General features: G+C 64.7%; 15 protein-coding genes. 6 read left to right on the top strand and 9 right to left on the bottom strand.

Annotated elements, in window-relative coordinates; all coding sequences use genetic code 11:
• The first annotated feature begins 211 nt into the window (after window positions 1-211).
• A complete protein-coding gene (locus ABWL39_RS02695; protein WP_367786896.1) occupies window positions 212-451 on the top strand; it encodes a DUF4160 domain-containing protein in 240 nt (79 codons plus the stop codon).
• Window positions 411-674, top strand: a complete 264-nt coding sequence (locus tag ABWL39_RS02690) for a DUF2442 domain-containing protein (RefSeq protein ID WP_367786894.1) — start codon at window positions 411-413, stop codon at window positions 672-674. The genes ABWL39_RS02695 and ABWL39_RS02690 overlap by 41 nt, the downstream gene beginning before the upstream one ends.
• 562 nt (window positions 675-1,236) lie before the next feature.
• Here ABWL39_RS02690 and ABWL39_RS02685 read toward each other — a convergent pair.
• Window positions 1,237-1,872 carry a helix-turn-helix transcriptional regulator gene (locus ABWL39_RS02685; protein ID WP_367786892.1) on the bottom strand — a complete coding sequence of 212 codons (636 nt, stop codon included), beginning with the start codon at window positions 1,870-1,872 and terminating at the stop codon, window positions 1,237-1,239.
• A 287-nt stretch (window positions 1,873-2,159) separates the two neighbouring features.
• Here ABWL39_RS02685 and ABWL39_RS02680 point away from each other — a divergent pair, with 287 nt between their 5' ends.
• Both ABWL39_RS02680 and folE2 read left to right on the top strand, forming a co-directional pair.
• Window positions 2,160-2,813 carry a hypothetical protein gene (locus tag ABWL39_RS02680; protein WP_367786890.1) on the top strand — a complete coding sequence of 218 codons (654 nt, stop codon included), beginning with the start codon at window positions 2,160-2,162 and terminating at the stop codon, window positions 2,811-2,813.
• 13 nt (window positions 2,814-2,826) lie between these two features.
• A complete protein-coding gene (gene folE2, locus ABWL39_RS02675; protein ID WP_367786889.1) occupies window positions 2,827-3,627 on the top strand; it encodes a GTP cyclohydrolase FolE2 in 801 nt (266 codons plus the stop codon).
• 203 nt (window positions 3,628-3,830) lie between these two features.
• Here folE2 and ABWL39_RS02670 read toward each other — a convergent pair whose 3' ends face one another.
• Window positions 3,831-5,222: a cytochrome P450 gene (locus ABWL39_RS02670; RefSeq protein ID WP_367786887.1), complete on the bottom strand. Its 1,392-nt coding sequence runs from the start codon at window positions 5,220-5,222 to the stop codon at window positions 3,831-3,833.
• A 601-nt stretch (window positions 5,223-5,823) separates the two neighbouring features.
• On the opposite strand from ABWL39_RS02670, the gene ABWL39_RS02665 reads away from it, so the two are divergent.
• A complete protein-coding gene (locus ABWL39_RS02665) occupies window positions 5,824-6,243 on the top strand; it encodes a hypothetical protein (RefSeq protein ID WP_367786885.1) in 420 nt (139 codons plus the stop codon).
• A gap of 12 nt (window positions 6,244-6,255) precedes the next feature.
• Here ABWL39_RS02665 and ABWL39_RS02660 read toward each other — a convergent pair whose 3' ends face one another.
• The 7 genes from ABWL39_RS02660 to ABWL39_RS02630 all read right to left on the bottom strand — a co-directional run bounded on the left by ABWL39_RS02660 (window position 6,256) and on the right by ABWL39_RS02630 (window position 13,116).
• Window positions 6,256-6,840 (bottom strand): glycoside hydrolase family protein, encoded by a 585-nt coding sequence (locus tag ABWL39_RS02660; protein WP_367786925.1) that lies wholly within the window; start codon window positions 6,838-6,840, stop codon window positions 6,256-6,258.
• Window positions 6,841-7,320: 480 nt separating this feature from the next.
• On the bottom strand, window positions 7,321-8,712 hold the full coding sequence (locus ABWL39_RS02655) for an alpha/beta fold hydrolase (RefSeq protein ID WP_367786883.1): 1,392 nt from the start codon (window positions 8,710-8,712) through the stop codon (window positions 7,321-7,323).
• Between the two features lie 101 nt (window positions 8,713-8,813).
• Window positions 8,814-9,443, bottom strand: coding sequence for an FABP family protein (locus ABWL39_RS02650; protein ID WP_367786881.1), 630 nt, complete (start codon window positions 9,441-9,443; stop codon window positions 8,814-8,816).
• 170 nt (window positions 9,444-9,613) lie between these two features.
• Window positions 9,614-10,615, bottom strand: coding sequence for an alpha/beta fold hydrolase (locus tag ABWL39_RS02645; protein ID WP_367786880.1), 1,002 nt, complete (start codon window positions 10,613-10,615; stop codon window positions 9,614-9,616).
• Between the two features lie 120 nt (window positions 10,616-10,735).
• Window positions 10,736-11,221 carry an acyl-CoA thioesterase gene (locus ABWL39_RS02640; RefSeq protein WP_367786879.1) on the bottom strand — a complete coding sequence of 162 codons (486 nt, stop codon included), beginning with the start codon at window positions 11,219-11,221 and terminating at the stop codon, window positions 10,736-10,738.
• Window positions 11,218-12,315, bottom strand: coding sequence for a M48 family metallopeptidase (locus ABWL39_RS02635; protein WP_367786878.1), 1,098 nt, complete (start codon window positions 12,313-12,315; stop codon window positions 11,218-11,220). The genes ABWL39_RS02640 and ABWL39_RS02635 overlap by 4 nt, the downstream gene beginning before the upstream one ends.
• A complete protein-coding gene (locus ABWL39_RS02630) occupies window positions 12,316-13,116 on the bottom strand; it encodes a TIGR00266 family protein (RefSeq protein WP_367786877.1) in 801 nt (266 codons plus the stop codon).
• Between the two features lie 286 nt (window positions 13,117-13,402).
• Here ABWL39_RS02630 and ABWL39_RS02625 point away from each other — a divergent pair, with 286 nt between their 5' ends.
• Entirely contained in the window at window positions 13,403-14,359 is a 957-nt protein-coding gene (locus ABWL39_RS02625; RefSeq protein WP_367786876.1) for a diguanylate cyclase, read from the top strand.
• Window positions 14,360-14,504: the final 145 nt, after the last annotated feature.

The raw sequence follows: 14,504 nt of genomic DNA, 5'->3' as shown, positions 1-14,504 counted from the left end.
GTTAAGCCATGATGGATGATCAATCTCTTTGCAACGCTGGGATAGCGCTTCTTACTGCTTGCCCGGCTCAGGCCGGCATGTCGAATGGGGCTCGTTGCTGTGTTCTGTCGAGCGGACGTCCACAATGCAGCTTCGCAGCATTGTGGACGTCCCTCATGTCAAACAGTAGCCGAAATTGGGGCGAGTACCACTGCCATGGTAATATTTGCCAATGGCGCCAACCGTTTTCCGCGAAGGCGGTTTCCGTTTCTTTTTCTTCTCCCGCGAAGAGCCGAGAATGCACGTTCATGTCAGTCATTCGGATGGCGAGGCGAAGTTCTGGCTTGAACCTCAGATCGCCTTGGCTCAAAGTATTGGGTTGAACGATCGCCTACTGCGACAGGCTCAAGCCTTGATTGAGGTGCACGAACATGACATCCGTAGCGCTTGGCAACAGCATTTCGGTAGCTGAAGTAACCCACATCTCTAAGAATGGCTTGTGGCTACTACTGGGCAACGAAGAGCTTTTTGTTCCCTTCTCTGAATTCCCTTGGTTCCAGGATGCGCCTATTGGCAAGGTTCTCGATGTCGAATGGCCTCATCCCAACCACCTATATTGGCCAGCTCTGGATATTGATTTGTCGGTTGAATCCATCCGCAATCCGGCTGCCTTTCCTCTTCGCTCCATGGGCTAACCCGGCATATATGGACTCCCCCCGCAAAGCAAGGGACTGATCGTTTTTGTGGCGGGCAGGAACAGCGGGCAGTCGTATATCCGGCATCTGATGTGGGTGCGGTGTGACCCGTGCCGACATGAAATCTGCAACACGACGCGCCAATCGGTACAAACGGCAGGCGAGCTGCCGGCAGGGTTATCGGCGTCTGATCGTGCGGATTGCTTCCGTTAAGCCATGATGGATGATCAATCTCTTTGCAACGCTGGGATGGCGCTTCTTACTGCTTGCCCGGCTCAGGCCGGCATGTCGAATGCGGTTCGTTGCAGTGTTCTCTGCAAGCACACCGTTTCCTCAAAACCACAGCCATCCCGCAGGGTGGCATCCCGAGTGTAGCCCGCATGAAGCCGCAAGGCGCAATCCGGGGAGCAGGCAGCTTCAACCGCCGTCCGATTGATCCTGCCCGATGGCGCACCGTCGCTCCCGGATTTCGCTGCGCGCTATCCAGGCTACAGCGGCGTTGATCTCTACGCGATACAAGGGGCTCCGCGCCGTTCGACAAGGGCGCGGTTTGCCCGGCGCCCTACCCTTTCCCGCCAATCCTGAAGCGGCAGACGTGTTCGCCCTTGGCCATGCAGCGTTCGTGCTCGATGGGGCCATCGGCGAAGGTGGACATCAGTGCGAGGTCGAAGCGGCAGACCTCGGGGTTTTGCATCGCGAGCGTGTGGAAGATGCAGTTGTCGGCCTCGATCACGCCTTCCGCGTCTTTCGATTCGGCCACCGTGGCGTCGTAGCCGAGGTCGGCCATCACCTCGGCCAGGCGCTGGATGCGTGCCGGCAGCGTGGGCAGGCCGGGGTGCTGGCTGCGCACCTGTTGCGCGACCTGTTCGCCGAGCCGGCCCAGGCGTTCGCCGAGCGCGTCGGCGCCGGCCTCCTGTTTGATCGACTCGATCAGGAGTTGTGCGAACCATGAGTAGTGGCGCGGAAAGCATTCGCGGCCGGCGTCGGTGAGCACATAGAGCTGCTGCGGGCGGCCGCCGGAGGGGCGGGTCTGGCCTTGCGCCACCAGACGGTCGTTTTCGAGCGCGGCGAGGTGCTGACGCACGGCATTGCGCGTGATCTGCAGCTGTTGCGACAGCTCGTCGGCGGTGAGGCCATCCTTATTGCGCAACAGCAGTTGCAGCAGTTCCTTCTGCCGGTTTCCGAGCATGTCCAGCATGGGTCGATTCCTTCGTTCTGCGGGCGGGCCGGGCTGGCCTGCTGACCCACCCATTATAGCGCCTTGCGCCACTATAAACACTTTACACATATTTATATGTACAAAGTGCCTTTTATCTTCTAGACTGGTCTGGCAGTCCACCGGAGGGCCCGAGACCGTGCGCACGGCCAAGGAGCAAGCGGCACGGCAACCACAGCCAACCGGGCGACACACCGCGCCTCCGCCGTGGCCGGTTCGGCCCTTCCCACGCATTCCCCCTCAATGCTTAATCCTGTCAGGAGATCATCATGAACCGCACTTCCCGCCTGTTGCTTTCCTCTGCCCTGCTCGCCGCCCTGGCGCTGCCTGCCATGCCCGTGCTGGCGCATGACTGTCCGCACGACACCGCGACCACCGCCGCCCCGAAACTCGAGCAGACCCGCGCCGTACTGCGCGACCTGTGGGTCGGCCATGCGTTCTGGGTACGCGACGTGGTGGAACAGACGCTGGCCGGCAACACGGCCGCCGCCGCCGAAGCCGAAAAACAGGTGGTGGCCAATGCCAGGCAGATCGCCGGCGCGATCGAGCCCTTCTACGGCAAACCCGCGTCGGACAGGCTGTTTGGCCTGCTGACCGGCCACTACGGCGCGGTCAAGCAATATCTCGAAGCGGCCAAGGCGCGCAGCACCGCCAAGCAGGATGCCGCCACCAAGGCGCTGACCGACAACGCGGGCGAGATCGCCGTGTTCCTGAGCGGCGCCAACCCCAACCTGCCGCTCGACACGCTGCGCGGCCTGCTGCTGGCCCACGGCGGCCACCACATCCAGCAGATCACGCAGTTGCGTGACAAGCAGTACGCGCAGGAAGCCGAGACCTGGGCGGCGATGAAGGACCACATGTACGTCATCGCCGACGCGCTGGCAGGGGCGCTGGCCAAGCAGTTCCCGGCCAAGTTCGCCTGAGCGGAGGACGACGATGAACGCCCCTGAACGCTTACCGCTGCCCGACATCCAGTCGCTGCCGGATGTGCGCAATCTTGCGATCACCGCCGTCGGCGTGAAGGATGTGCGCTACCCGCTGCGGCTCGCTGGTGGCGCCCGGCCGGCCGCGACGGTCGGCACCTGGTCTATGAGCGTGGGCCTGCCGGCCCATGTCAAAGGTACGCACATGTCGCGCTTCATCGAGCTGCTGACCGACGATGCCGCCGTACCGCTCGACGCGGCGCGCTTCACCGCGCTGGCGCAGGCGATGCTGACGCGGCTCGATGCGGACAGCGGCACGCTGGCCGTCGACTTTCCCTACTTCATCGCCAAGGCGGCGCCGGTATCGGGCGTCGAGAGCCTGCTCGACCATCAGGTCACGTGGCGCGTGTCGCTCGCGCCGCATCGTGCGCCGGATTTCCGCATGCGGGTGATGGTACCGGCCACCAGCCTGTGCCCGTGCTCGAAGGAAATCTCGGCCTACGGCGCCCACAACCAGCGCTCGCACATCGGCATCGAGGCCCAGTTGCTGGGGCCGATGACGATCGAGACGCTGGTGGCGGTGGCCGAACAGGGGGCGTCGTGCGAGGTGTACGGCTTGTTGAAGCGCAGCGACGAAAAGTACGTGACCGAGCGCGCCTACGACAACCCGAAGTTTGTCGAGGATCTGGTGCGCGACATCGCACTGGCGCTCGAACACGATTCCCGCATCGGGGATTACCGCGTCGAGGCGGAGAACTTCGAATCCATCCACAACCACTCGGCCTACGCCCTGATCGAGCGGGCGCCGCACTAGGTCTTGTCATGCCGGCAACGCCAGGCCGCGTCTTGGGGCGCGGGCCCTGGCTTGCGCCGTCAACCGGGCGGTGCCGGCCTCAATCTGCGCGACATGGCCAAGTCGCCGGCCAGGCACGCATCGGGCCATCGCCCTGCACGCCAATACCGGCGCGCCCTCCAGGCCGGCCGGAAGGCCCGTCTGGCGCGGCCTCTGGCCCTGGCTCAAACCGGCTGCAGCGTCATGCGCATGCCGTGGCGCGGTCGCATGGTGACGGCGACCTCGGCCTCGACCGGGTGGCCCGGCACCAGCGTCAGCCGGTAGCGCTGCAGAATCTGCGCCAGCAGCAGTTGCCCCTCCATCATCGCGAAATGGTTGCCGATGCACACGCGCGGGCCGGCGCCGAATGGCAGGTAGGCGCAGCGGTGGCGCGCCACGTCGCTCTGCGGCGGCAGGAAGCGCGCCGGGTCGAAGCGCTCGGGCGCCTCCCAGTACGCCGGATGGCGGTGGATCAGGTGGACATTGGTCATCGTGCGGTCGCCATGCCGCATCAGGTAGCCACCGACCGTGGTATCGCGCATCACGGCACGCGGCAGCACCGGCGCGGGCGGATAGAGCCGCATCGACTCCTCGAACACCGCCCGCGTGTAGCTGAGCCGGGCCAGATCGTCGAATACCGGCGTGCGCCCGCCGAGCACCTGCGCCAGCTCGGCACGCAGCCGGGCAGCGGCGTCGGGGTGTAGCGACAGCAGGTAGAAGGCCCAGGTCAGCGCGTTGGCCGTGGTCTCGTGCCCGGCGCCGAAGATCGTGGCGATCTCGTCGCGCAGCTGGCGGATCGGCATCCCCTCGCCACTGGCGTCGTCCCTGGCGGCGAGCAGCATGTCGAGCAGGTCGCCATGCAGCACCCTGCTCTGCACGCGGCGGTCGACCACCTCGTAGATCATCTCGTCGAGCTGCCCCAGCATGCGCCGGAAATGACGGTTGCCCGGCGTGGGCCAGCGGGGCGGCGGCATCAGCGGGTTGGTGAAGCTGGCAAAGGCATAGCGCAGCAGCGCCGTGAACGACTTGCCGAGCTCGTCGGTGCGATCGAGCAGGTCGGAGCCGAACATGGTCTGGCTGACGATATCGACGGTGACGCGCATCATCTCCTGCGCCACGTCGATCTGCGCGCTGGGCGCATAGCGCTGCTGCCAGCGGTCGAGCAGGCGCGTGCCGGCATCGGTCATGGCGGTCGCCATCAGCGCGATCTGCGTCTTGTGGAAGATCGGCTGCATCATCTGCCGCTGGCGCTTCCACGACTCGCCGAAATTCACCACCAAACCCCGTCCCAGCACCAGCGGCAGGCCGCGCACCTCGCCGCCAAGCTCGGCCAGCTTGCCGAAGCTGTCACGCTCCTTGATCAGCACCTGCTCGGCAACATCGGGATGCGAGAAAATGAACAGGCTGCGTTTGCCTAGCCTGACGCGAAACACATCGCCCAACTCGGCGCGCGTGTTTGCCAGAAAGCCCAGCATGTCGCGCTTGAACGGCAGCAGGTTGCCGATCAGGAATTGCCCGGGCGGTGCCGGCGGACGCGGCGGCAGCCCGCCGCCGGGCAGGGTGAGGCTCGGTTGCATGGTCGCTCCAGAGGGATGGGTCACCTATGCTATTAGACTATTTTTTGACCTGCTGCCAGGAAGGTTGACGCCGCTCTGCCCGCACCGCCATTGGACTCACGCCAACCGCGCCGAATGACGCATGCTTGCCCGGCCGGCGACCGGCAGATCGTTGCCAGCAGCTCGCTCGGGCTATCGTCTATCATGAGACTAGCAGCACTTGATCAGTCAAAACTGCACCGTTGCGTCAACTGCCAGTGCAGGAGGCAACGCCTGAAGGATGAAGCAATGTCAGCTCAGCCAGCCGGCCTGTTGTACACCTGTCTTGTCGTCCAGTTGTTTACGTCGAACGCTTGGTCAGACTCCCTCGCAGTGCAACGCCACCCCTTCCGTTCGCCTTCGATTCCTGCACCAACGAACCTGTCCATCTGCTGGTCACCTGAGCTCGGTCTGAAATAGCTAGGCAATATTGGTGAACGACTTGCCGATACGTTCGACTACCCAATCGATGAAATTCGGGATGGACGGGTGTCACAAGCAAAAAATTGCCTGGATCTGTTGGCATTGCGCAAGCAAGGGTACGAGCCACAAGGAGACTGGGGATTGACACAGGAGAGCGAGCTTGGTGCTCAATGCATTGCAACGGCTCGGTCAGGCGACGCCTGCGAAAACCAGCTATGTCAGCGGATTTCATCTCTTGCCTGGCTCACTTGCACTCCTGCCACCAACACTGACGGCGACATTCAGCAGCATCGACGCAGATGCCGCCTATATGGCGGAGTCGAAGGGCAAGAGCTGGCTAAGCTATCAACCCCGGATCAAGGCCAAATTGGATCATGGAGTGTTAGTCGTTGGCGAAAAGACCTGGGAAGTCCGGTTGAAGGTCGTTGCACGGGCCGATTTTGACGGCGATGGCATCGATGATCTGTTGATCAGCATCGGGCAATCAGCCACGCAAGGCACATTTGCCAGTACCAAGTTGCTGTTGATGACCCGGATGACTCCCACCAGCAGGCTAGTAACACTCGAACGCCTGCAGTAAAACTGTTCGCGGTCAGGGCATTTTGGCTGCTGGAGCACTATCTGCGGCGTCGAATAACGCTTTCCGTTTGTCATTCCGACTCTTCTGGCCCTCCAATGCCGAGCAAACGGTCGCGGCCGACTTCCAATCGCCCTTCTCGGCATACTCCTTCAACTTACCCTTGGCAGCATTCTTTGCCGCTCCCGATGCGCCATATTGATAGGCAATGTCGGTGAGTGCCTGTTTAGCCTTCGCCGGGTAGGTAGCAAAACCTTTGAAATAGGTTGGCCGCTGTTTTTGAAATTGTTTGACGTCCCTTAGCCAGCGCTCACCAATGTCTGAGGGAGTCATGACAAGCTTGGTGAATATGTAGTATGCCGTTGCAGGAGGATGATTTTTCCATTTCCCGCCTTTAGGTGGAGCCGGCTTTGCACTGACTACTGACTTGAATTCCGAGGCCTTGTCTTCATCAGGCGCCAATATCTTGGTTTTCGCGTCATACATGCGTAGTTGCTTGGCATCGTCAACCGTCCGCAAGTAAGTTCCAATTCCAACGGTGACCTTGTTTTTACTATCTAGGTACATGTATGGAATATTTCCCTCTGCAGTAACAAGCATCTCGTACAACTCAGCATACTCGTCCGGAGGTGACCGAAGTTTCCAATCGCGGATTCACAAAGTAAGTGCAACACGGCCCCGAAAAGGAGGGCAAGCTGAGATACTGAAAGCATCCGACTTCCGCCAAGAAAAAGGATGCCTTGATGAATAAGTACCACCAGCTCACCCAAGACGAACGATACCTGATGACGGCGCTGAAGCGTAGCGGCTACCGCCAAGCCAACACCGGCAGGCTGGGGCTGCCATAGTCGTTACTGCCAAGGGGACCAGGCGTATCACCAAGCAATGTGGTGAAGTTTGGATCAGCCTGATCAAAGCTTCCCAAGGGGCCACAAGTCCGCGCAGGAATATTGACCGGCCCAAGTGGCGTACAAAGTGGGCCAGGTATGCGTGATCCATTTAATCTCCTCCAAATCACACACATCAGCGGCAAATTTGTATTTAGACGATAAGGTTTATTTTGCCTATGCCCGCAATGCCCTATTTCCCACCCGCCGCGCCCTCCCACGGCAGATTGCGCGACAGCAGCACGTTGAGCAGGTTGTCCTGAAAGTTGATGTTGTTGGTGAGCTGGTCGTGGTTCTCGCACAGGAAGAACCAGTAGGCGATCGGCAGGAAATTGTCCTCGCTCTGCTCGTCCATCGGGTCCAGCGATTCGCGCGCCAGCAGCGAGGGCTTGGTGACGCGGCCATCGCCGGGCTCCAGCATCAGCTCCTCGTAGGGCACGCCGGGCTGCGGGTGGCGGATGTCGCCGGGGGTCAGCCGTACCTGGGGCTGGCCCTTATCCTGCTCCATCAGCAGTCTGGCCGGGGTCAGCCCGCAGTCGCCGCCGAACAGCACATAGCGGATCGGCGTGGCCGGCTCGGGCGTCGACAGCGCCCACAAAAAGCGCCGCGCGCGTTCGAGGCGGTAGGCGAAGAAGCGCCGCAGCGCTGCCAGCCGCGCGCTGGCCTGTGGCCCGCCCGGGCCGAGCAGGCGGGCCTCGACGGCCGGGTCGTAGACGCCCCAGCGGTAGCGCTGCCAGGTTTCGGGGGCAAACAGGTCTTCGTGCAACGTGTGGCCTTCCGCGTCGATCAGCCAGCTCAGCAGGGGGTGGGGAAACAGCTCGTAGCCGCTCGGCAGCGTCGCCAGCACCTCGGGCGGGATGCGGCCGAGCCCGATCGGCTCGCCGGCGAGAAAGGCATGCAGCGACGACACCGAGCCGAGATTGGGGGTGCCGAGCAGGATGAACTTGCGCACGCGCGAGGTGCCGTAGCGCAGGTAGTAGCGCGCCACCAGCCCGCCCATGCTGTGCGCGACGAAATCGACGCGCAGCCCCGGGTCGCCGTAATCCTGGCGGATGGTGTCGATCAGCCGCTCCAGCGCCTGCGCGTGCTGCGTGTTGTCCTGGCGGAAATCGTAGGGAAACACGTAGTAGCGCCGCTCGCCGGGCTTCACCGGGGTGCCCGGCACGCCGCGCACGTAACCGCCGTAGCGTTCGAGGGTTTTCACGATCGGCCCGTAGATGTCGCGCCCCAGCACCTGGTCGGCGATGTCGTAGGCCTCGAGCGAATCGGCCAGCACCTGCAGGCTCGTCGGGTCGAAGCGCAAGGCGAGGCGCTGATAGTCGCTGAACAACACGTCGTAACCCGAGCCCGGCCACACTTCGGCGCCGGTCCGGCGGTCGCGCAGCTTGGAGCCGAACAGGCCGGGGATCAGCACCAGCGGCGTGGTGTCGGAGGCGTTGTCGGCAACCCGGTACAGGCGCGCCAGGTCGGGCCGTGGCGCCGTCGCGCAGGCGGCGAGCAGCACGCAGAACAGCGCGATCAGGGCATGAAGCGCACGCTGCATTGGCGTGGCGCGCGCGCGGTGACAGGCCGGTGACGTCAGCATTCGCCCTCCCTTGCCGGTGCCGAGGCCGCCTGCCGGCCTCACTACAGCATAGAACAAAGCCGGCAATTGCCGGCTTGTCGGGGCTAGCGCCAGGCGGCGGACTAACGCGCGAGCGGGTTGGGCGTCGGCTCGGCGAGCTTGCTGAGCAGGTTGCGGTCGGTGTGGTGGAAGGGCTCGCTCTGGCCGCGGATCATCATCACCGTGTCTTCGTCGTAGCCCCAGCTGCCGTCAGGGTGGATCGTCACCTTGATGCGGAACTCGACGGTGCGGAAGCCGTAGTCGAGGAACGGCGTCGAGCGGATGCCGAAATTCGGGTCGTCGGCCGTCGCCACCAGCTCGAACTCGGTTGCATCGGGCTTGACCTTGCCCACCGCCATGACCACCTGGCCGCGCGGGATGGTGAGCGTGTGGACCACCGTCTCGGTAGCCGGCTCCCACAGCCAGTAGCCGACCTGCTCGTGGTAGGTCTTCACCTGCTCGGGCTTGGTGATATGGATGTGGTAGCGCAGGCCGTAGAGCAGTTGCGGGCCGTTGGTCTGCGGGTCGGTCGGCTGCAGCTCGTAGCGCTCGACATAGGCCTGCTTCTTCGGGCCTTCGGCTTTAGGCTTCACGTCGAGCCCGCGCGTGCCCTGCCAGATGCCGGCCATGGGGCGCAGCGGGCCGAGGTTGGCAAGGGTATCGACGTCGAGCGGGCTGGGCTCGGTATAGATGTCTTGGGGGAAATCGGCCATCACATGCTCCGGGGCGGTTTTCGACAAGCTGACAGTGTAGCGCGGCGGCGGCCGGCCCGCTGCCAGATGCGCTGTTTGCCCGCCGCAAAGCCGCCCGGGCTGCGGCATCCACACCACAACGACGCAAAAAAGGCCGCGCTGGGTGGCCTGGTGTTGTGGCGCGCGGGCGCTCAGCGCATGTTGACCACCGTCTCGGTGCCCACGCTGCCGGTCTGGATGAAGCGGTCGAGATCCTGCGACGAGCGCCACGGCAGCTCTTCCATCGGCATGTGGCCGACGCCGTCGTAGAACACGTATTGCGCGCTCGGCAGCGCCTTGAGCCAGCGCATCGCCACCGACAGCGGCACCCATGGGTCCTGCTTACCCCACATGATCAGTGTGGGCATGGTGATCTTGTCGATGCCGGGCGAGTCGGTCTTCGAGCGCTCCACCATCTCGCGGAAGATCTTCACATAGGCATCGCGGTTGCCCGGCCGTAGCGTCATCTCGTAGTAGCGGTCGACCAGCGCATCGGTGACGAGGCCCTTGTTCATGTACACGTCGCGCAGGTTGGCGGCAACCATGAAGCGCGGTGTCATCGATGTCACCACCTTGTCGGCGCCGGGGGTCTGCGCCAGCTTGACGATGAACGGCACCGGCTGCTGGAAGCCGGGCGAATCGAGCAGCACCAGCTTGCTGACCTTCTCCGGGTGGGCCACGGCGTAGTTCCAGGCGAAGAAGGCGCCGAGCGAGTTGCCGGCCATCACGCAGTTGTCGACGCCGACGCGCGCCAGGAACTTGTCGAGGAAATCGACGTAGCCTGCCGTGGTGTAGTTGCCGCTCGCCATCGGCCCGGTCAGGCCGAAGCCGGGCACGTCGAGGCGCACGATGCGGTAGCGGCCCTTCAGCCGCTCGGTCCAGCCGTCCCAGGTCTGCAGCGAGGCGACGATGCCGTGCAGCAGCACGATGGTCGGGCCCTTGCCCTCGATGCGGTAGTGCACCATGGTGCCGTCGATGTCGACGAACTTCGACTCGGCGTTGGCGTACTTGGCTTTCAGCGTTTCGAGCGGGATATCCTTGACCGCCACGGTGCCGGAGCAGCCGGCGACGGCGAACAAGGCCAGCAGCGCGAACAGCAGGCGCAGCTGCGCGAGACGAAGGTAGGCCTGGCGGCCGGCAAGGGATCGGTACATGAACTGCAACTCCGGAGGGGCTGTCGCCACATTGACGACGGCATATTCGACTAGAGCGATTAGTCTAACACAGCAATGGGAAGTTCCCGCGACCAGGCGGCAGCCCGCACCGCCACGGCGTCAGCCGCCGCTGGCCCGTATCTGCCCGGCGCGCTGCTCGAATTCCTGCCGCAGCTGGCGGCGCAACTGGGCCGCCTCGAAGCGCTGCACCTGCTCGGGCGTGCGCAGATCGAGCGGCGGCACCGGCGTGGCGCGGCCTTCCTCGTCCACCGCCACCATCGTGAAGTAGCAGCTGTTGGTATGACGCACGGCCTGCCCGCGGATGTCCTCGGCGATCACCTTGATGCCGACCTCCATCGAGGTGCGGCCGGTGTGGTTGATCGAGGCGAGAAAGGTCACCAGCTCGCCGACATGGATGGGCTGGCGGAACATCACCTGGTCCACCGACAGCGTGACGACATAACGGCCGGCATAGCGGCTGGCACAGGCGTAGGCGACCTGGTCGAGCAGCTTGAGGATGGTGCCGCCGTGCACATTGCCGGAGAAGTTGGCCATGTCCGGCGTCATCAGCACCGACATGGAGAGCTCGTGATTGGGAAGGTTCATGGCTTGAGGCTGGCTTTGATCGTCCCCCAATCATACGGCAAAGGCCTCGCCGGCCATCCGCCTTTTTTGCCAAGCTCGGCCTCCAGCGCGGCAAAGCGGGCATCGCTGGTGGGATGGGTGGAGAGCATCGCCGGGGTGGCGCCACCTTGCGAGCTGGCCAGCTTGCGGTAGAAGCGCAACATGCCCTGCGGCGCGATGCCGGCACGGCGCAGCGCATCCAGCCCATGCAGATCGGCATCGCTTTCCTGCTCGCGGCTGAAACTGAGCCCGGCCAGCTGCTGCGCCATGCCGGCCGCCACGCCGCCACTGGCGTCACCCAGCGCGAGCGAGGCCAGCGCCGAGAGCCCGAGCCCGTGCACCAGCGCCTTGAGCGAGTGGCGGCGCTCCACATGCTGCACCTCGTGCGCCAGCACACCGGCCAGCTCCTCGGCGCTGTCCGCCCGCGCCAGCAAGCCGGTGTAGACAACGACGGTGCCGCCGGGCACGGCGTAGGCGTTCACCTCGGGCGATTGCGCGAGGTAGAAGCGGTAGCGGTAAGCCGAGCCTTGCGTCAGGCGCGCGCCGATCTCGCTCACGGCCTGCGCGGCTGGCCCGCGCCCGATGAGCTTGAGAGCGGGCTTCTCGCGCGCGAACACCAGCTCGCCGAGCTGGCGCTCCTGCTCGATCGGAATGCGGTCGGCAAGCCAGCCGGCGATGCGCGCCGATTGCCAGACGAACAGCCCAAGCAGCAGAAAAGGCAGCAGCACGGCGAGCCCGAGCACGCCCCATAGTGTCATGGCGCGGCGCTGGCGTTGCCGCCCGGCGCGGCCGACAGCCGCCACCTGCGCCAGCAGGCCCGCCGGTGGCCGTGCTGCGAGCCGCTGCAGGCTTGCCTTGTCGGCCAGATGCGCGGCATAGCGCGCGTCCCCCGCCTGCCAGGCCAGTTGCCACTCGTCGAGGCCGAAGCCGGCCAGCGTCAGGCTCACCTGCGACAGCGCGACCGCCAGCTCGGGCCGGCCGGGCACGGCCAGCGCGCCGTCGCTCAGTTCGAGCTCGACCGCCTCGCCGCCTGCAGCGAGCCCCGGCCCGAACAGCCGCGCGGGAACACGCCGCATTTACTCATCACCGCCAAACAGGCCGCCCAGCACCGCGCCGCCGAGCACCGAGCCCTGCTCCTGGCTGCGCCCGCCGGCCGCCGGTGCGGCCAGCACGATGCGGTTGGCCAGCCGCGACAGCGGCAGCGACTGCAGCCACACCTTGCCCGGCCCGCGCAGCGTGGCAAAGAACAGCCCCTCGCCGCCAAACAGCGCGCTCTTGACCTTGCCGACAAACTGGATGTCGAAATCAATGCTGGGCTGGAAGGCCACCACGCAGCCGGTATCGACCCGGATCGTCTCGCCCGGCGCCAGCACCTTCTCGGCGATCGCGCCGCAGGCGTTGATGAAGGCCAGACCGTCGCCTTCGAGCTTCTGCATGATGAAGCCCTCGCCGCCGAAGAAACCGGCGCCGAGCTTCTTCTGGAAGGCGATACCCATCGACACGCCCTTGGCGGCGCAGAGGAAGGCATCCTTCTGGCAGATCAGCGTGCCGCCGATGTCGGGCAACTGCACCGGCACGATCTTGCCCGGAAACGGCGCGGCAAACGCGATGCGGCGCTTGCCCGAACCCTCGTTGTGGAACACCGTGGTGAACATCGATTCGCCGGTCAGCAGCCGCTTGCCCGCACCGAGCAGCTTGCCCATGAAGCCCGACTGCTGGGCCGAGCCATCGCCGAAGATGGTGTCCATCTCGATGCCGTCCTGCATGTACATCATCATGCCCGGCTCGCCCACGGCGGCCTCGCCCGGGTCGAGTTCCACTTCGACATACTGCATGTCGTCGCCGAAGATTTCGTAGTCGATTACGTCCATTGCCATGGTAGTGCTCCGTCAGGTTGATGAATGGATTCTGTTGCCGTGTTCAAATCATGATGCGCGGCACTCGGACCAGGGCCGGGCCCGCGGGTTCCCGCTGTGGGTGGCCGGAGGCGACTTGCCGGGCGGCATCTTTGCAGACCGCACCTTGTCGGCTGCATTTGGCCAGCCGCGTCTCGCCGGCCACACTTAGCCAGCCGCGTCTCGCCGACCGCCACTATCCCACATCACGGGGGGGCGCAACATGCCTATAATGGCTACACATAACGACTATAGAGGGATCGCCACCATGACCGCCAAGCTCGCCGACGACAGATTGTCGATTCTGATCGTCGCGGAACAGGACGTTGCCGGCCCGTTTGCCGCAGAGCTGGCGCGGCGCGGCGACAAGGTCAGGCAGACGGCCGACCCGGCCGGTGCCGTGGCGCTGACGGTGGCATCGTCGCCCGATCTGGTGCTGGTGGCACCGCAGGCATCGCTGTTGAGCGAGCTGGTCGGATCGTTGCGCGACAATATGCAGGGCCAGCCGCCGCTGGTCATCGCGCTGGTCGATTTCGCCCAGCATGGGCAGATCGAGGCCGCGCTGCAGGCCGGCGTCGACGACGTGCTGCCGCGCCAGCTGAACCCGAGCCTGCTGCTCGCCAAGTTGCGCTGGCTGCGCAGCGTGCGGCCGTTCTCGGGGCGGCCGGTGGCGATGGTCACCGACCGCGCCCACGGCGGGCTGGACCCGGTCACCGGCCTGCCCAACCGCTTCCTCTTCGACGACCGGCTCAACCACGCGCTGTACCGTGCCAAGCGCGAGCTGTTCAAGGTCGCCACGCTGCTGATCGATCTGGACGGCTTCCGCCAGGTCAACGAGCGCTATGGCGAGGAAGCCTGCGAGCTGGTGCTGCGCCAGATCGGCGCACGGCTGCTGGCGGCGCTGCGCAAGACCGACACCATCGCACGCATCGGCCGCGACAAGTTCGCGGTGCTGCTCGAACGGGCCGAGCAGCAGGACGATGTCGCCATGCTGGCGCGGCGTTTCATCGACCGCGTGAACCTGCCGGTCGAATTCGGCGGCGTACCGCTGACGCTCGGCGCCAGCGTGGGGGTTGCCCTGTTCCCGATCGACGGCAGCGATGCCGAACAGCTGCACAAGGCCATGGACCTGGCGATGTACAAGGCCAAGACCAACGGCAAGAACACCTATGCCTTCATCAGCGAGCGGCAGGAGCAGGATATCTGCATGCTCAACCCCTCGTGACCGCCCGCCGGTAGCGACAATCGATCAAGCCCGGCGGCCTGCCGTGGTGCCGGCCGTGGTGGCCGCGCTGGGCCTCGCGTTGCACGGCAGGCAGGTGCGCGCCGGGGTGATCCAGATCGTAGAGGACAGCCCGGGCGAGGCAGCC

The organism is Chitinivorax sp. PXF-14, from assembly GCF_040812015.1.
GTDB lineage: Bacteria > Pseudomonadota > Gammaproteobacteria > Burkholderiales > SCOH01 > JBFNXJ01.
Note: the sequence above shows the minus strand (reverse complement) of the source record. Positions and strands in the feature narration are given on the sequence as shown.